The following is a 17,786-nucleotide window of genomic DNA, read 5'->3' as shown; positions in this document are numbered from 1 at the left end:
CCAGGGGTGTACCGAGATGTGCCCGGTCCGTTCCAAGGGGTACGGGAAGTTGGCCGGGGTGCGCCTCACGCGCCGGCCCGGATGGCGCGGGCGCAGGGCGGCGGGACGCGTCGCCTTCCTCACCGGGCTGCACGAACGGCAGGTCCGCAGTCACCTCGCGCACGGCACCGGGCTGTGAGGGATATGGATCCGAGGTCACCTCGCCCAGGGCGCCGGACTGTGCGGGGGACGGATCCGAGGTCACCTCGCGCGAGTCCTGGGGCCCCGCGGGATGCGAACCCGAGGCCGCCTCACCCGCGCCCCCGAGCCCCCGGGAGTGCGAGTCCGAGGTCGCCTCGCCCGCGCCCCCACGCCGCACTGGAGCCGTGTCCGAGGTCGCCTCGCCCGCGCCCCCACGCCGCACAGAGCGCGAGTCCGAGGTCGCCTCACCCGGCTCGCTCGCGAGCCCTGCCGGGTGCCCGCTCACCGCGTCGTCGGCGCGCGCCGAGTGTCCGGCGGCAGGCGCGCCGCCCGATTCCGCGTCGCCGGGCAACTGGAAGGCACCGGCGAGCAGCTCCCGCAGGTCCCGGGCCCTGGTTCCCCGCTCCTGGCCCCGAGGGTTCCGCCGAGTCCGGGAAGCGGTCGGCGCCGGCTCGGCGGGCCTGCGCCTGGCTTCGACTCCCTTGGTTCCGGCGCCCGTTGCCCCTTCGGATACGGCGTCCGTCCCTTCCGTCCGCACCCGCCTCGCCTCATCCCGCGCGGCACGCAACGCCTCACGCGCGATGTCACCCGGACGCGCCCCAACTGAGGCCCGCTCAGCGGAACGACCCACCGGAGTGGTCTCCGCCCCGGCAGCGGGTCCCACCGAATCGGGTGCCACAGCCTCGTCGGAGACCGGAGAAGCGCCGACACCCACACCCGCACCCACACCGGAATCCGCACCCGCACTTACGCCCGCACCGGCACCGGCACCGGCACCGGCACCGGCACCGGCACCCAACGCTCTCCCCGCCCCGGTCGCCCGCCGCAAGGCCTCACGCGCCACGTCGCCCGGCCGTGCTCCCGGGGAGAACGCCCTTGGGGACGGCGCACCGGCGGCGCCCCGCGCTGGAGGCGAATCCGGCTGGTCGTCAGCCGACTCGGCCTCCCGACCCTCGCGCTCCCGCGCCGCCCGCAGAGCCCGCCGGGCCACGTCGGCCGGTCGCGCCCCGGCCTCGGGGCGTGGCCGCTCACTGTCCCCGGCCCCCTCGCTGCCTTCAACCCGGCCGCTTACCTCAGCCCGGCCCCAGTCCTCAGCCTGGCCGCTTCCCTCAGCGTGGCCGCTGTCCTCAACCCTGCCGCTGTCCTCAGCTTGGCCGCCGTCCTCAGCCTGGCCGCTGTCCTCGGCCCGCTCGGTGTCCTCACCCTCGGAACCGTTCACGCCGACCTCCGAAGGGACACCAGGTCCGACAGCTCACGGTCGGTCAGTTCTGTCAGGGACGCCTCGCCGGAGCCGAGGATCGCGTCGGCGAGCGCGCGCTTCGCTTCGAGCATCTCGGCGATGCGGTCCTCGACCGTGCCCTCGGTGATGAGGCGGTGGACCTGGACGGGCTGGGTCTGGCCGATGCGGTAGGCGCGGTCGGTGGCCTGTTCCTCGACGGCGGGGTTCCACCAGCGGTCGAAGTGGACGACATGGCCGGCGCGGGTGAGGTTCAGACCGGTGCCGGCGGCCTTGAGGGACAGCACCAGGACCGGGGTCGCCCCGCTCTGGAAACGGTCCACCATGTGTTCGCGGTCGGCGACCGGTGTGCCGCCGTGCAGCAGCTCCACGGGGACGGCGCGGGCGGCGAGGTGGGACGTGATCAGCCGGGCCATCCCTACGTACTGTGTGAAAACCAGAGCCGAACCGTCCTCGGCCAGCAGTGTGTCCAACAGCTCGTCGAGCAGGGCCAGTTTGCCGGAGCGGGCGGTGGGACCGTGGGCGGCGGCTCGGGCGTCCTCCTTCAGATACAGCGCCGGGTGGTTGCAGATCTGCTTGAGGGAGGTGAGGAGCTTCAGGACCAGGCCGCGGCGCGCGATGCCTCCGGCGGTCTCGATGGCCAGCATGGACTCGCGGACCACCGCCTCGTAGAGGGAGGCCTGTTCGCGGGTCAGGGGGACCGGGTGGTCCGTCTCCGTCTTGGGCGGGAGCTCGGGGACGATTCCGGGGTCGGACTTCTTGCGGCGGAGCAGGAACGGGCGGATCAGCCGGGCCAGGCGGGCCACCGCCTCCTCGTCCTCGCCGTTCTCCACGGCGCGCGCGTGCCGGGCGCGGAAGGACTTGAGGGGGCCGAGCAGGCCGGGGGTCGTCCAGTCGAGCAGGGCCCAGAGTTCGGAGAGGTTGTTCTCCACGGGGGTGCCGGTGAGCGCCACGCGCGCGGGGGACGGAATCGTCCGCAGGGCCTTCGCCGTCGCCGAGTAGGGGTTCTTGACGTGCTGTGCCTCGTCCGCGACGAGCATGCCCCACGTCTGCTGGGCGAGCCGTGACGCGGCCGACCGCATCGTCCCGTACGTGGTGAGCACGAAGCCGCCGTCGAGGTCTTCCAGGGTGCGGTCGGGGCCGTGGAAGCGGCGGACGGGGACGCCGGGCGCGAAACGGGTGATCTCCCGCTGCCAGTTGCCCAGCAGCGATGCCGGGCAGACGACCAGGGTGGGCTCGCTGCGGGCCCGGCGCAGATGCAGGGCGATGACCGTGATAGTCTTGCCGAGCCCCATGTCGTCGGCGAGGCAGCCGCCGAGGCCGAGGGAGGTCATGAGGTCGAGCCAGGCGAGGCCGCGGAGTTGGTAGTCCCGGAGCTTGGCCTCAAGGCCTGGGGGCGGTTCCACGGGAGCCACGCCCGCCGTCAGACGGTCGCGCAGTGCGGCCAGCGCGCCGACCGGTACCGCCTCGACCGTCTCGCCGTCGATCTCCGCGGTGCCGGTGAGCGCGACGGACAGCGCGTCGACCGGGTCGAGCAGTCCCAGCTCGCGCTTGCGGGCCTTGCGGACGAGGGCCGGGTCGACGAGCACCCATTGGTCGCGCAGCCGGACGACCGGGCGGTGGGCCTCGGCCAGGGTGTCCATCTCGGCCTCGCTGAGCGGGTCACCGCCGAGGGCCAACTGCCAGCGGAACTGGAGCAGTTCCTCGCTCTCGAAGAACCCGGTGCCGTCCGTGGCCGACCCGGGCGCGGGGCGCACCACCGCCGCCGCGCTCAGGTCGTGGGCGAGGTCCCGGGGCCAGTGCACGGCGACCCCGGCCGCGCCGAGCCGGGTCGCCGCGATCCCGAGCAGGTCGGACAGCTCCTCCTCGGAGAGGGCGAGTACGTCCGGCACGTCCTGCTCGGACAGCCGGTCCAGGGGCGGCCAGACGCGGGCCGCGCGGCGGACGGCGAGGGCCGCGTCGACGCGCGCGCGGGGACCGAAGACCGCGTCGGCCTCCCCCGCCCACAGGGCCGTCGCGTCCACGACGAGGGTGGGGTCGGCGAGGCTGTGCACCTGGACGACGGCCGCGCCCGCCCGCCGCGCTCCCTCGCCGTCGTCGAAGAGCTGGTAGGCGGACAGGTCCAGGCGGAGTGAGATCCGTACGCCCGCGTCCATGCCCGCGGCGACCTCGGCGGCCCAGTCGTGGGCACCGGGCAGCCGCTGCGGCTCGCTCGCCGCGAAGGGTTTCCCCGAGGTGTACGGCGCGGCCGGGGTGCGCGGCAGTGTGTCGGCGACCGCGTCCAGGAAGGACCGCATCAGCGCTTCCGGCTCGGGCAGCCGGAGCGGGCCCTTGCCGGGCAGCGGGACGGCGTGTCCCTCGTACGGAAGGGCCGCGGCCACGGCCCTGAGGTGGGCGATGTCGTCCTGGTCCAGCGGGCCCGCGCGCCAGGCGTCGAGCCCGTCGGCCGTGAGCCCCGGCAGCAGTCGCCCGCGTGCGACGAGCCGCAGCGCGTGCAGCGCGGCCGCGCCCCAGCAGGCCGTGGCGGGATGCGCGGCGGGGTCCCGGCGTGCCCCGGCCAGCAGTGGCAGGGCCTCGGCGACCGGCAGGGTGAGCGCGGGGACGGTACCTCTGCGGACTCCGGGGCCGTGCGGCCGTACGACCGTCAGTTCGGTCCGCTTGCCCGGTGGGAGCCGGTCGCCGTCCGGATCCCAGAACGCGACCCGTCCCTCGCGGGGAAGCGGCGCGGGCAGGAAGACGGCGGCGAGGCGCACGGACACCGCCGTGTCGGCCCCCACCGGCTCGTCCTCGGCAACCGCCGCGCCCGCCGAATACACGCCGTCCCCCATACGTCCGGTCACCTCCCGCCCCTCAGTCGAATCAGTTGTCTTCGACTCTACGGGCGGGGTCTGACAATCGGCCTCGGCGACCCCGCGGGGCCGGGGCCGGGTCAGGGAATCGTGCGCGAGACCACGTAGACCATGGGGTGCTGGGGCTGGGACCAGTTCACGACGATGTCCTGGGTGGGCGCCGGGTCCTTCTGCTTGTGGATGAGCCCCCACCAGGGGCCGGCGCCGGTGAACTCCCAGCCGACGACCTTCTGGTCGCGGGCGCTGATGGTGATGTCGCCCTTCTGCAGGGCGTCACGGCTGGTGCCGACGTCGGCCAGGAACTTGTCCAGGCCCGCGTTGGTGGTGCCGAACTGCACGTACAGGCGGCTGGTCTTCCAGTTGTTCGTCTCGTAGTAGGCGGCGTCCGTGGACTTCCCCGGAATGGGCACCTGGTAGAGGCGGCGCTGGACGCGCGACGGCCAGCCCTCGGTGAGGCCGGTCGCGGAGTACTTCTCCTCCTTCTGCTTGCCGCTGTTGCGGCTCTGGTTGGCGGAGATCACCAGATAGCCGGCGGGTACGCCGATGAGCAGCACGATGATCAGCAGTGTGAGGGCACGGCGGCGGAACTTGCGGCGCGGGTCCTCCGGCGGCCGCTGCGGCTCGTCCGGCGGCGACGCCTGGCGTGGCAGCGAGGCCGTCACAGCGACTCCGGGGTGCGGCGCGACTCCACGTACCGCTCGTAGCGCTCGTATCGCTCCACCCGGCGGCGATTGGCGCGGCGGAAGCGGCGGGCGACGAGGCGGGCGAGGTCAGCGGCGCCGACCATGCCGGCCTCGGGGCCGAGCTGGGCGCGGGCGATCCGGGCCTCGGGGCGGTAGCCGCGGCCCGTGAGGTGCCTGCGGAACGCGTCCCGCGCGGGGCCGATCAGCAGGTCGTCGGCGGCACTGACGCCGCCGCCGATGACGAAGCAGGAGGGGTCCAGGGCGGCGGCCAGGTTCGCGATGCCGACGCCGAGCCACTGGCCGATGTCCTGGAGCAGCTCGATGCACATGGCGTCGCCCTCGCGGGCCAGCTCGGTGATCATCGGGCCGGTGATGTCGGCGATGTTGCCCTTGACGTGCTCGATGATCCCGTACGCCACCGGGGAGTCCGCGGCGGCGAGCTCGCGGGCCTCGCGGACCAGCGCGTTACCGGAGCTGTACTGCTCCCAGCAGCCGCGGTTGCCGCACGGGCAGCGGTGGCCGCCGGGCACGACCTGCATATGGCCGAACTCGCCGGCGACACCGAACTTGCCGCGCTTGACCTGGCCGTCCTCCAGGATCGCGCCGCCGATACCGGTGCCGAGCGTGATCATGACGAGGTGGTCCTCGCCGCGGCCGGCGCCGAAGCGCCACTCGGCCCAGGCCGCGGCGTTGGCGTCGTTGTCGACCAGGACGGGGACGGCGAGCCGCCCCGCGAGGCGATCGCGCAGGGGCTCGTTGCGCCACGAGAGGTGGGGGGCGAACAGGATGCGGCTGCGCTCCGCGTCGACCCAGCCGGCGGCGCCGATGCCGACCGCGTGCACGTCGTGCCGGTCGGAGAGGTCCAGGACCAGCTCGACGATGGTGTCCTCGACGACCTTGGGGCTCTTGGACTTGTCCGGCGTCTCGGCGCGGACCTTCTCCAGGATGTTGCCGTCGGCGTCCACGACGCCCGCCATCACCTTCGTACCGCCGATGTCGATGCCGACGGTGGGGACGCGGGGCGCCGTCAGGTGGGAACGGCGCTCGCGCGTCCCGACGGTCCGCAGGACGGTGGCCCGCGCGGAGCCGCGGTGTGCGAGGTCGCGGTAGGTGCTCATCGAGCCGATTCTGCCGCACGCTGCCCACGGGGTGCACGGCGGAGCCCCTTCGCTGCGCTTGGGGCTGGCTCCGAAAGCTGCGGGTCGTCTGTGAGCTGCGAGTCCGTTGTGGCTGGTCGCGCAGTTCCCCGCGCCCCTACGGGGCGCTCCAGTTACGGAGCGCCCCGCGTCACGTACGTTCCAGCTCGTGTCGCAGGTCCTCCAGCTCGCTGCCGCCCGCCATCTGGCGGGTCAGCTCGTCGAGGGTGATGTCCTCACGCGCGTTGCTGCTGAACATTTCGCCCCTCTTCAGGAGCACGAAACGGTCACCCACCAGGTACGCGTGGTGCGGGTTGTGGGTGATCAACACAACACCCAGGCCGGCGTCCCGTGCGGCGGCCACATATTTGAGGACCACACCGGACTGCTTCACGCCGAGGGCCGCGGTGGGCTCGTCGAGGACGAGGACCTTGGCGCCGAAGTGGACGGCGCGGGCGATCGCCACGCACTGGCGCTCGCCGCCGGAGAGGGTGCCGATGGGCTGGTCGACGTCGCGCAGGTCGATGCCCATGCGCAGCAGCTCGGCATGGGTGGTCCTGCGCATGAGGTCGATGTCCATGCGCTTGAAGGGGGCGACGCCCTTCGTCGGCTCGGAGCCGAGGAAGAAGTTGCGCCAGACCGGCATCAGCGGGACGACGGCGAGGTCCTGGTAGACCGTGGCGATTCCGCGGTCCAGGGCTTCGCGCGGGGAGGACAGCCGGGTCTCCTCGCCCTCGATGCGCAGCGTGCCCGCGTCGTGCTGGTGCCGCCCCGCGATGATCTTGATGAGGGTGGACTTGCCCGCGCCGTTGTCGCCGAGCACGCAGGAGATCTCCCCCGCGTGGACCTCCAGCGAGACGCCTTCGAGGGCGCGGATGTTGCCGTAGTACTTGCTGACGTCGTCGAGCTCGACGAGCGCCGTACGGTCCGTGGCGGCCGAGTCGGTGGTCATGTCCGCGTCCGTGGTCACTTCGTCGCCTCCGCGCGCTTGCGAACCCAGTGGTTGAGCAGGGTCGCCAGGAGCAGCATCACTCCCAGGAAGAACTTGAACCAGTCCGGGTTCCACTCGGCGAACACGATGCCCTTGCTCACCATGCCGAAGATCAGCGCGCCGACCGCCGCGCCGACCGCGGAGCCGTAGCCGCCGGTGATCAGACAGCCGCCGATGACGGCCGCGATGATGTAGATCAGCTCGTTGCCGACGCCCTCGCCGGACTGCACGACGTCGAACGAGAACAGCAGGTGCTGGCCGGAGATCCAGGCGCCGAAGGAGACGCCCATGTAGAGGCCGATCTTGGTCTTGTCGACCGGGACGCCGACCGCGCGGGCCGCTTCCTCGCCGCCGCCGACGGCGTAGATCCAGTTGCCGACGCGGGTGCGCAGCAGGATCCAGGTGGCGACGACGACCAGGGCCAGCCACCACAAAATGGTGATCTTGAAGTCGACGCCGCCGATGGTGATCGTCGAGGCGAAGACGTCCTTGGCGGAGGAGAAGCCCTCCATGTCGGAGATCGACTTCGTGGAGACCGTGCCGCTGATCAGCTTGGTGAAGCCGAGGTTCATGCCGGTCAGCATCAGAAACGTGCCGAGAGTGATGATGAAGCTCGGCGGGTCGGTGCGGGTCAGCATGACGCCGTTGAAGACGCCGATCGACAGGGTGACCAGCAGCGAGACGAAGACACCGACCCAGACGTTCGCGGTCATCTGGTAGCTGAACATCGAGGAGATCAGCGCGGAGCTGGTCACCATGACGCCCGCGGAGAGGTCGAACTCTCCGCCGATCATCAGCAGCGCGACCGGGACGGCCATGATGCCGATGGTCGACGAGGCGTAGAGCACCGTGCTCAGGCTCGCGCCCCGTACGAAGCTGTCGGCGAAGAGCGCGAAGAAGACGAAGACGGCGATCGCGCCGACCACGGAGCCGAGCTCGGGGCGGCTCATCAGCTTGCGCAGCGGCGAGGTCTTCAGGAGCCGCTCGTCGGCCTTGGTGTCCGGCGACGGCGCGGGGGCGGGTGCGGGTGCCGTGGTGCTCATCGGGTCCCCCGCTTGGCGTAGTCCTCCAGCGCGGCGGCCTGGTCCTTGGTGATGATCTGCGGACCGGTGAGGACCGGCTTGCCGCCGCCGAGGGCATCGGCGTTGTACTTGTACAGCCAGAGCAGGTCCACGGCCTCGTACCCCTGGAGGTACGGCTGCTGGTCGACGGCGAAGCCGAGCGTGCCGTTCTTGAGCTCCGCGGCCACCTTCTCGTTCAGGTCGAAGGTGTCGATCTCGGCCTTGCTGCCCGCGTCCTGCTTGGCCTTGACCGCGGTGTCGGCGAAGGGGGCGCCGAGCGTGACGACCGAGTCGATGGACTTGTCGGCCTGCAGCTTCGCGCCGATGGAGGACTGCACGTCGGGCATGCTGGTGCCCTGGACGTAGAGGTTCTCCACAGTGCCGTGGAAGGTCTTCTTGATGCCCGCGCAGCGCTGCTCGTGACCGACGTTGCCCTGCTCGTGCAGGACGCACACGGTCTTCTTCCGGCCGCGCTTGTTCAGCTCCTCACCGACGGCCTCGCCGGCGATCGTCTCGTCCTGGCCGATGTGGGTGAGCGCGCCGAACGCCTTGGACTCCTCGGAGCCCGAGTTCACCGTGATCACCGGGATGCCGGCCTTCACGGCGCGCGCGACGGCCGCCTTCATGGCGTCGGGCTTGGCGAGCGTGACGATGATGCCGTCGACCTGCTTGTCGACCGCGGCGTCCACGAGCTGCGCCTGCTGCTGTGCCTCGGCGTTGTGCGAGTACAGGAAGTTGATGTTGTCCTTGACGGCGGCCTGCTTGGCGCCGTTCTGCACGATGTCCCAGAAGGTGTCGCCGTCGCCCGAGTGGGTGATCATCGCGAACGTCCACCTGGGCGTGTTCACCGCGGCCTTGCCCTGGGCTGCCGCCGCCTTGCGGGCGTCCTCGGCCCGCTTCCCGCCGGTGCTGCTGCATCCCGCGAGGGACACCCCCAGCGCCCCTGCGAGCGCGATGCTTACCCAGGTTCGAGTGCGTGCCACGAGGCCGTGCCCTTCTTGCTGCTCCTTGGTGCGCCGGGCCCTGCGGGCCGGCCGGAGGGCCGTTCCGTAGGCCCTCGTGGGCCGGTGTCGACACCGGCCCAAACGCCCAAGTATCAATCACCGGGATCATGCACCCCACCAGCGGGTCCCGCGCGCGGTGGACTTCTCCCCCCGGCGGCACGTCCCTCTCGGTGACGACGGCGGACCTCGGTGGCACGGCGAGGCCCGCGCGGGGCGCGGGTCAGTCAGGCACGGGCGTACGAAAAGGGGTTACGGACGTACGAGGAGCTGAAACTCGAAGGAGTAGCGCGAGGCCCGGTAGATGTGGGTGCCGAACTCGACGGCCCGGCCCGTGTCGTCGAAGGTCGTGCGCTGCATGGTGAGCAGCGGTGCACCGGCCGGTTCGCCGAGCCGCTCGCCCTCCTCCGCGCTGGCCGCGCGGGCGCCGACGGACTGCCGGGCGCTGTGCAGGGTGATGCCCGCCGCGCGCATCAGCCGGTACAGCCCGGTGGCCTCCATCTGGTCGCTGTCCAGCTCCAGCAGGTCGGGGGGCAGATAGTTGCAGAGGTACGCCATCGGCTCCCCGTGGGAGAGGCGCAGCCGCTCGACACGGTGTACGTCGCTGCCCTCGGCCACGCCCAGCGCGGCCGCGACCTCGGCGGACGCCGGTACGACGGTGTTGAGGACCACCTGGGTCGCCGGGCGCTGGCCCGCCGATTCCAGGTCGTCGTAGAGGCTGCTGAGCTCCATCGGGCGCTTGACCTGGCTGTGTACGACCTGGGTGCCCACGCCTCGGCGCCGTACGAGCAGGCCCTTGTCGACGAGGGACTGGATGGCCTGGCGGACCGTGGGCCGGGACAGCCCGAGCCGCCCGGCGAGCTCGATCTCGTTGCCCAGGAGGCTGCCCGGGGTCAGCGTCCCGTGCTCGATCGCGGCCTCCAGCTGTTGGGACAACTGGAAGTAGAGCGGGACCGGACTGCTGCGGTCGACGCTGAGCTGGAGCGACACGGTCGGATCGACGTCTGGTTTCGGCACGGGCCGAGCGTAGCCCCGGGAGATGTTGACGGGAAGTTGTGAAGTTCGATTGTCCGGACAAACCATTGACACGGTGCCAGGTTCGCCCACACTGTTCCCATGCGCATCGGACTTATCGGAGCGGGTCGTATCGGTACATTCCACGCGGCCACTCTCAGCCGTCACCGTGAGGTCGGCGGCTCCCTCATCGTCACCGACGCGGACACCGCTCGGGCCCATCGGCTGGCGGACCGGCTGGGCGCGACGGCGGCGCCCAGCGTGGACGAGATCTTCACCTGGGGTGTGGACGCGGTGGTCATCACCGCGGCGACTTCGGCCCACGCCGAACTGATCGGTCGGGCAGCACGGTCCGGGCTCCCGGTCTTCTGCGAGAAGCCCATCGCCCTCGATCTGGCGGGCACGCTGGCCGCGCTCGCCGAGGTCGACGCCGCCGGGACGGTACTGCAGCTGGGCTTCCAGCGCCGCTTCGACACGGGCTACACGGCGGCGCGCGAGGCGGTGCGGTCGGGACGGCTCGGGCGGCTGCACACCGTCCGGGCGATGACGTCCGACCAGTCGCCGCCCCCGGCCGACTACCTCCCGCTCTCCGGTGGGCTCTACCGGGACTGCCTGATCCACGACTTCGACATACTGCGCTGGGTCACCGGCCGCGAGGTCACCGAGGTGTACGCGGCCGGGTCGGACGCCGGGCCCGCGATGTTCCGCGAGGCGGGTGACATCGACACCGCCGCGGCTGTTCTCACCTTTGACGACGGGACGCTGGCCACGGCTACGGCGACTCGGCTGAACGGTGCCGGTTATGACGTCCGGATGGAGCTCGCCGGGGAGCTGGACCAGATCGCCGTCGGCCTGGACGACCGGACGCCGATCGCGTCCACCGAACCGGCCGGGCCGCCGCCTGCCGACAAGCCGTGGATGGGGTTCCTGGAGCGGTTCGGGCCCGCGTACGAGGCTGAGCTCTCGGCGTTCGTCGAGGTGGTGCGTGGTGAGCGGGGCAATCCGTGCGACGGGCGTGAGGCGCTGGAGGCGTTGCGTATCGCCGAGGCCTGTGTGGTGTCTCGGCGGGAGCGGCGTCCGGTGCGGCTCGCTGAGATCCCGGACGCGCGGACCTGAGCCTGCGCTCTCTCGCCCCCGCCGCCCCTACCCGTCCCATCCCCCAGGGGCTCCGCCCCTTCGACCCCGTGGGTTGTGTGTCGGGTGCGGGTGGGTGGGGGCTGGTCGCGCAGTTCCCCGCGCCCCTAAGGCGCGGGGCTGCGCCCCGCGATCCCACGCCCGCCCCCCGTTTTCGGGGCGCGGGGAACTGCGCAATCTTTTAGCGGGGGTCTGGGGGCGCAGCCCCCAGGGATGGGACGGGTAGGGGCGGCGGGGGCGAAGGAAGCCCGTGGTTACCAGCGGAGCTGCAGGTGGCGGAGGCCGCGCATCAGCATGCCGGACAGCCAGTCGCCGGGCGGCCCGTCGAGGGCGAGATCCGGGCAGCGCTCCAGCAGCGAGCGCAGCGCGACACGGGCTTCGAGGCGGGCCAAGGGGGCGCCCAGGCAGTAGTGGATACCGTGCCCGAAGGCGAGATGGCCCTGTGGGGCGCGGTGGATGTCGAAGCGGTGCGGGTCAGGGCAGTACGCCGCGTCGCGGTTGGCCGCGTCGAGGCCGATCATGACAGGGTCGCCCTCCGCGATGGACTGCCCGCCGATCTCCATCGGCTCGGCCGCGTAGCGGTACGTCGCCGTCTCGACCGGTCCCTCGAAGCGCAGCATTTCCTCCACCGCGCCGTCCAGGAGGGTCATGTCGGCGCGCAGCGCGACGAGTTGGTCCGGGTGGGTGAGCAGGGTGTGCACCCCGGTGGTGATCAGGTTGACCGTCGTCTCATGGCCCGCGACCAGCAGGATGAACGCCATCGCGCGCAGCTCGTGGCCCGAGAGCCGGTCGCCGTCCTCCGCGCGGGTGCGGATGAGGGCGCTGAGCAGGTCGTCGGCCGGTGCCGTGCAGCGCTTGTCCTCGATCAACTCGTCCAGATACGTGGCTAGTTGCTCCATGGCGGCGAGTTCGCTGTTTCCGCCGGACGGTGCCACGATCTCGCTCGACAGGGCGCGGAAGGCGACCCGGTCGATGTCCGGGATGCCCAGGAGCTCGCAGATGACCGTCATGGGCAGCGGATAGGCGAAGGAGTCCACGAGGTCGGCGCCGCCCTTCGGCAGCATCGCGTCCAGCAGCTCGTCGGTGATCTGCTGGACGCGCGGGCGCAGCGCCTCCACGCGTCGCATGGTGAACGCGCCCGCGACGAGCGAGCGCAGCCGGGTGTGCTCGGGCGGGTCGGTGATCAGCACATACCGGCCCATCAGCTCCTCGTCGAGTGAGTTCAGCCCCCTCTTGGTGATGTCCTTGGACAGCCTCGGGTCGGCGAGCGCGGCCCGCGCCTCCTCGTACCCGACGACGAGCCAGCCCTCGTACTCGCCCGGGGGCGGTGTCCGCACCCAGTGGACGGGACCTCGCTCGCGCAGCGCCGCGTACACCGGATACGGGTCTCTCGTGAACCCCGCCCCGTACTCCCCCAGATCGATCATGGTTTCCCTCCCGTTGACCCGAACAACGCGTGCGGCCCCCGATCAGTGCCCGTCCTCCTCCAGAAGCCCGGCGTCGTACGTCAACAGGGCGATCTGCACACGGTTGTTGAGGCCGAGCTTGGCGAGGATGCGGGAGACGTGGGTCTTGACGGTGGCGACGCTCATGAACAGCTCGGCGGCGATCTCGGCGTTAGATCTGCCCTGCCCCACCGCGACGGCGACCTCGCGTTCGCGGTCGTTGAGGGCGGCGACGCGGTCGCGGGCGGTGGTACGGCGGGTGTCGGGTGCGCCGCCGGCCGCGTGCTCCATCAACTGGCGGGTGACGGAGGGCGACAGCACGGGATCACCGGCCGCGACACGTCGTACCGCAGCCAGGATCTCCGCGGGCGGGGTGTCCTTCAGCACGAACCCGGCGGCTCCCGCGCGCAGTGCCCGCAGCACCTGGTCGTCGGCGTGGAAGGTGGTCAGGACCACGACCTGGGGGGCCTCCGGACGGCCGCGCAGCCTCTCCGTGGCGGTGAGTCCGTCGACCGTCGGCATCCGGATGTCCATGAGGACGACGTCCGGCCGGGTGCGGTCGACGAGCGCCTCCACCTCGCTGCCGTCGGCTGCCTCCCCGACGATCTCGATGTCGTCGGCGCCGCCCATCATGAAGGACAGGCCGGCTCTCACCAGGGGATCGTCGTCGACGAGGAGCAGTCGGATCGCAGTCATGGGACCCACCTAACCAGGTCGTCGGCCCCCGTACAGGAAGCCCCCGATCAGGACGCCCGCCCCCGTACCGGCCGTCCCCGGTCAGCTCACCGCGGGCCCGCGCGCGCCGCCGACCTGACGGACTTCCCGGCCATCTGACGGACTGCTCCGGCCGTCCTCCCCGCCCCCTCCGGGCCGCCGCACACTCACCAGTGCGTCGTCGGCCGACAACGCGTCCAAGAGCTCCCGGTGAGCTCGCAGATGCCTTCCCATGCTTTGAAGAGAGGTTTGCCCGATGGCTCGCAGCGTCCTTCCCTTGCCGCCCGGTTCCGACTCGGAGTGGCAGACGGAACTGCTCGATCTCGACGCCTACTTGGCCCGTATCGGATACGACGGGCCCCGCACCCCCACCCTGGAGACCCTGCGCCGGCTGCACCGCGCGCACGCCGACGCCATCAGCTGGGAGATCGTGGACTCGGCCGTGGGCCGGCGTATCGCACTCGACATCGAGAGCGTGCAGGAGAAGATCGTGGGCCGCGGCCAGGGCGGCTGCTGCCTGGAGAGCAACCTGCTGTTCGCGGCGGCGCTCGACCGGCTCGGATTCCCGCTGGTGCGCCACCTCGCGCGCGTGCGCCGTGGTACGCAGACCGTCCGTACCCGCTCCCACGCCGTGCTGCTGGTCGAGGTGGAGGGCGAACTCTGGTTCGCCGACCCCGGTTTCGGCGACGAGAGCCCGCTGGAGCCCCTGCCGTTCCGGCACGACGGCACCGTGACCGTGGGCGAGTGGACCTGGCGGCTGCAGCGCGACGAGGACGACTGGGTGCTGCAGAGCCTGCACTCCGACGGCTGGTTCGACGTGTACGCCTGGCAGTTGGAGCCGCACTACTTCCTCGACTTCGACATGGTGAACCACTTCTCGTACGCGGACCCGCGGTCGGTGTTCATGCCGCCGGGCGGACTCAGCCATCTGATCGCGCAGCGCGGCGACGACAAGACCCGGCTCGTCCTGAAGAACCAGGTGCTCACCACGCAGTACCCGGACGGCCGTCTGGAGCACGCCGAGCTGACCGCGGACGAGATCGTCGAGACCCTGCGGGACGCCTTCAAGCTCACCATCCAGCCCGCGGACGCGGAGTTCCTGCGGGAGCGCTTCGCCGCGCACCCCGCCGCCGGGACGTCCGCCCAGAAGTCCGCCAAGTAGTCGCGGGGCGGTCCGCCCGGCAATCGAGGCAATCGAGGAGAGAGACGCAATGCCCCGGATTCCTGTACGGCGCAGTGGGCTGTATCTCGGCGTGGTCGCCGAGCATGCGGCGGCCAAGCACGGCGCCACACCGCTGACGCTCGACCACGACCTGGACGTCCTGCCCGGTACCGGCCGGGAGCTGACTGTTGGTCAACTCGCCGAGCACGTGGACGACATGGCGGCCCGGCTGTGGGCCGCCGGCGTCCGGCCCGGCGCCCATGTCGCCATCCACAAGACGTCCAACTTCGACATCTACATCCTGGCCAGCGGCGCGTCCCGCATCGGTGCCGTGCCCGTGATGCTGTCCCCCGCACTGCCCGGGGACAGTGTCGCCGCGCTCCTCGGCCGCCTGAAGCGGCCCTATCTGGTGACGGACGTCGCGAAGCTCGACGGCTCGCTGGCGGACTTCCCGCTGGCGGAGCTGACCGAGCGGGTCGTGCTGGCCGCCGGGCACCGCGAGGGCGCGGTCTCGCTGACCGCACTCGCGGGCGCGCCCCGGCGGAAGCCGGTGTTCAACGACCCCGACCGGCCCGCGCTGATGACCCACACGTCCGGCACCACGGGGCTGCCGAAGCTCGTCGTGCACTCGGCGCGCACGCTGCGCGGCCGGTTCCGTCCGCAGAACCGGCTCGCCGCGCTGATCCGCAAGCGGGAGACCGTCGCCGTACACGTGTCGTTCGTGCACTCGCGGATGTTCCTGGCGATGGCGGTGCTGCTGCCGCGGGCCATGCCGGTGGTGATCATGGAGGACGGGGATCCGGAGAAGACCGCCGAGCTGTTCGCGCGGACCAGGCCGGGATTTCTGGAGACCCACCCCAACTCCTTCCTGGAGTGGGAGGAGATCGCCGACGACCCGCGCAGGCCGTTCGCCAACGTCAAGTACTTCAGCAGTACGTTCGACGCGATCCACCCGGGCACGATGGACCGGCTCCTGAAGGCCTCCGAGCGGCGCGCCCCGCTGTTCTTCCAGATCTACGGGCAGAGCGAGTGCGGCCCGCTGGTAGGCCGCGGCTACACGCGCCGGAACGCCCACAAGGCCAACGGCCGCTGCCTGGGCTACGCCATGCCGGGCATCACCAAGTTCCGGCTGGTGGGGCGCGGGGGCAAGCGCCCGTCGAGGGCCAACCCCGGGTACATCGACGTCTACACGCCGGGCCGTGCGGTGACGTACTACGGAGAGAAGGAGCGTTTCGAGAAGCAGGCGATCGGCACCTGGTGGCGCGGGATGGACATCGGCTACCGCAGCAAGTGGGGCTGTCTGCATCTGCTGGACCGCGAGGTCGACCACATACCGGGTGTGCACAGCACCCTGGAGGTGGAGGACGCGGTCCTGGCGAAGCTGCCGGAGCTGACCGAACTGGTCCTCGTGCCGGGTCCCGGACAGGAGCCGGTGCCGGTGGTGAGCACCCGCAAGGACGTGCCGCTGGACCCCGAGCGCTGGCGCGCGGCCGCCGCGGACTACCCGCAGCTCGCCGCCCCGGTGCAGCTGCCGCTGAGCGAACTGCCGCGCACGGCCACGATGAAGGTGCAGCGGATCGAGCTCGCGCGTCGGCTCCAGGAGCAGACGTGAGCGCGCGGCCCGTGGTGCGGGCCGATGTCGACGTGCTCGTCGTCGGCGGCGGCCCCACCGGTCTGCTGGCCGCCTGCGAACTGCTCAGGCGCGGGGTGCGGGTGCGGATCGTCGACCGGGCAGAGGAGCCCATGACCGTGCCGAAGGCGCTGTCGCTGTGGCCGCGCGCCATGGACATCCTCGAAGACCTGGGATTCGGTGAGGAGTTGAAGCGGTTCTCGAACCGCATCAACGCCTTCTCCTACTTCTCCGGCGGCCGCCCGCTGGCCACCTTCGGCTTCGCCGAGGACCTGGCCTCGCGCACCCTCCCGCAGCCCGTGACCGAGGGCCTGCTCACGGACCGGCTGCACGAGCTGGGCGGCAAAGTCGAGCGCGGCGTACGGCTGTTGTGCCTCGACGGTGTGGACTTCTCCGGGCGGATCGACGCCACGGACGGGGTGACCGCCCTGCTGGAACACCCGGACGGCACCCTGGAGCGCACCCATGTGCCGTGGGTGATCGGCGCGGACGGGGCGGGCAGTTCGGTCCGCGGCCAGCTCGGCATCGGCTTCCACGGCAGTACGTACGAGATGGCGTTCGCGCTGATCGACACGCGGATCGAGGGCGAACTGCCCACGGACCAGGTGCTCTACTACCAGGCGCCGACGGGCACGCTGGTGATCGTGCCGATGCCGGACGGTGTCTTCCGGTTCCTGTCGGTGATGCCTAAGGGCGGCGGCGAGGTCACCGTCGCGATGATGCAGCGGATCCTGGACGAGCGGGGCCCGCGCGGGGTGCGGATCACCGAGCCGGTGTGGCAGACCGTCTTCCGGGTGCACGCCCGGCACGCCACCGACTTCCAGCGCGGCCGGGTCTTCCTGATGGGCGACGCGGCCCACGTCCACAGCCCGGCCGGCGGGCAGGGCATGAACAACGGCCTCCAGGACGCGCACAACCTCGCCTGGAAACTGGCCGCGGTCGTCCACGGCAGCTCGCCGGCCGAACTGCTCCTGAGTTACGGCCCCGAGCGCGCCGAGGCGACCCGTCGCATCGTCCGCGACACGGATCTGCAGACCCGGGCGTGGATGGCCGGGAGCCGGCCGAAGGTGCTGGCCCGGGACGCCGCGTTCCGGCTGCTGGACCGCACCGGGCTGGTGTCCCGGCTGTACGCGCCCGTGATGGCGGGGCGCAGGCTGGCCTACCGGCCCGAGCGGGAGAGCCAGGTGCCCTCCGGGCGGCGCGGCTGCGGTCCGCGCGCTCTGAAGCCCGGTTCCGTCTTCCCGCGGCCGCTCGCCGTGTCGTACGGGATCGCGGGCCCCGAAGTGGACCCGAACGCCTGGACGCTGGCGGTCAGCGGACCTGACGTACTCGCGGCGGCGGAGCAATTCGCGGAAGGCCACCCGCGGTTGAGGGTGGTGCGGCTGCGCGAGGAGCGGGCCGCACCGCTCACCGGCTGCCGGCGGGCGGGCTACCACCTGATCCGACCGGACGGACATGTGGCGGCGCACGGCCACGCGCGGGACCTGGACCGGCTGCGTGCCGAACTCGCCGTCGCGTTCACCCCCGTCGCCCCGGACTGACCTCTCAT

Annotated in this window: 14 protein-coding genes; 5 read left to right on the top strand and 9 right to left on the bottom strand. The window is 71.7% G+C overall.

What is annotated here, in order from left to right; translation table 11 throughout:
- Nucleotides 1-16: 16 nt before the first annotated feature.
- On the top strand, nucleotides 17-178 hold the full coding sequence (locus tag OG975_RS38430; RefSeq protein ID WP_406336800.1) for a hypothetical protein: 162 nt from the start codon (nucleotides 17-19) through the stop codon (nucleotides 176-178).
- Nucleotides 179-1,395: 1,217 nt separating this feature from the next.
- Here OG975_RS38430 and OG975_RS38425 read toward each other — a convergent pair.
- The 7 genes from OG975_RS38425 to OG975_RS38395 form a co-directional block, all read right to left on the bottom strand.
- On the bottom strand, nucleotides 1,396-4,245 hold the full coding sequence (locus OG975_RS38425) for a DEAD/DEAH box helicase (protein WP_406336664.1): 2,850 nt from the start codon (nucleotides 4,243-4,245) through the stop codon (nucleotides 1,396-1,398).
- A gap of 101 nt (nucleotides 4,246-4,346) precedes the next feature.
- The gene (locus OG975_RS38420; protein ID WP_406334102.1) at nucleotides 4,347-4,928 is read right to left on the bottom strand and encodes a sugar kinase; all 582 of its coding nucleotides are present in this window, start codon (nucleotides 4,926-4,928) and stop codon (nucleotides 4,347-4,349) included.
- Nucleotides 4,925-6,067, bottom strand: coding sequence for an ROK family glucokinase (locus OG975_RS38415; protein WP_406334101.1), 1,143 nt, complete (start codon nucleotides 6,065-6,067; stop codon nucleotides 4,925-4,927). Before OG975_RS38415 ends, OG975_RS38420 begins: the two co-directional genes overlap by 4 nt.
- 169 nt (nucleotides 6,068-6,236) lie before the next feature.
- Nucleotides 6,237-7,037 carry an ATP-binding cassette domain-containing protein gene (locus OG975_RS38410; RefSeq protein ID WP_330310341.1) on the bottom strand — a complete coding sequence of 267 codons (801 nt, stop codon included), beginning with the start codon at nucleotides 7,035-7,037 and terminating at the stop codon, nucleotides 6,237-6,239.
- Between the two features lie 14 nt (nucleotides 7,038-7,051).
- Entirely contained in the window at nucleotides 7,052-8,119 is a 1,068-nt protein-coding gene (locus tag OG975_RS38405; RefSeq protein ID WP_406334099.1) for an ABC transporter permease, read from the bottom strand.
- On the bottom strand, nucleotides 8,116-9,120 hold the full coding sequence (locus tag OG975_RS38400; RefSeq protein WP_406334098.1) for a sugar ABC transporter substrate-binding protein: 1,005 nt from the start codon (nucleotides 9,118-9,120) through the stop codon (nucleotides 8,116-8,118). The genes OG975_RS38405 and OG975_RS38400 overlap by 4 nt, the downstream gene beginning before the upstream one ends.
- Nucleotides 9,121-9,390: 270 nt before the next feature.
- Complete coding sequence (locus OG975_RS38395; protein ID WP_330310340.1) at nucleotides 9,391-10,128, bottom strand: GntR family transcriptional regulator; 738 nt, start codon at nucleotides 10,126-10,128, stop codon at nucleotides 9,391-9,393.
- A 126-nt stretch (nucleotides 10,129-10,254) separates the two neighbouring features.
- Here OG975_RS38395 and OG975_RS38390 point away from each other — a divergent pair, with 126 nt between their 5' ends.
- Nucleotides 10,255-11,268, top strand: coding sequence for a Gfo/Idh/MocA family oxidoreductase (locus tag OG975_RS38390; RefSeq protein ID WP_406334097.1), 1,014 nt, complete (start codon nucleotides 10,255-10,257; stop codon nucleotides 11,266-11,268).
- 272 nt (nucleotides 11,269-11,540) lie between these two features.
- Here the strand turns inward: OG975_RS38390 and OG975_RS38385 are convergent, their stop codons facing one another.
- Entirely contained in the window at nucleotides 11,541-12,713 is a 1,173-nt protein-coding gene (locus OG975_RS38385) for a cytochrome P450 (RefSeq protein WP_406334096.1), read from the bottom strand.
- 42 nt (nucleotides 12,714-12,755) lie between these two features.
- Nucleotides 12,756-13,427: a response regulator gene (locus tag OG975_RS38380; protein ID WP_406334095.1), complete on the bottom strand. Its 672-nt coding sequence runs from the start codon at nucleotides 13,425-13,427 to the stop codon at nucleotides 12,756-12,758.
- A gap of 274 nt (nucleotides 13,428-13,701) precedes the next feature.
- Between OG975_RS38380 and OG975_RS38375 the strand changes: the two genes are divergently transcribed.
- From OG975_RS38375 to OG975_RS38365, 3 genes are read left to right on the top strand one after another with little or no spacing between them, the layout of a single operon-like run.
- Nucleotides 13,702-14,607: an arylamine N-acetyltransferase gene (locus OG975_RS38375; RefSeq protein WP_406334093.1), complete on the top strand. Its 906-nt coding sequence runs from the start codon at nucleotides 13,702-13,704 to the stop codon at nucleotides 14,605-14,607.
- A gap of 49 nt (nucleotides 14,608-14,656) precedes the next feature.
- Nucleotides 14,657-16,219, top strand: coding sequence for a class I adenylate-forming enzyme family protein (locus OG975_RS38370; RefSeq protein ID WP_406334092.1), 1,563 nt, complete (start codon nucleotides 14,657-14,659; stop codon nucleotides 16,217-16,219).
- The gene (locus OG975_RS38365; RefSeq protein ID WP_406334090.1) at nucleotides 16,216-17,778 is read left to right on the top strand and encodes an FAD-dependent monooxygenase; all 1,563 of its coding nucleotides are present in this window, start codon (nucleotides 16,216-16,218) and stop codon (nucleotides 17,776-17,778) included. Before OG975_RS38370 ends, OG975_RS38365 begins: the two co-directional genes overlap by 4 nt.
- Nucleotides 17,779-17,786 lie beyond the last annotated feature (8 nt).

The sequence above is a fragment of the Streptomyces sp. NBC_00203 genome (assembly GCF_045206325.1).
GTDB classification, from domain to species: Bacteria; Actinomycetota; Actinomycetes; order Streptomycetales; family Streptomycetaceae; genus Streptomyces; species Streptomyces lutosisoli.
The sequence above is the reverse complement of the archived record's forward strand: the minus strand, read 5'-3'. Positions and strand labels throughout refer to the sequence as shown.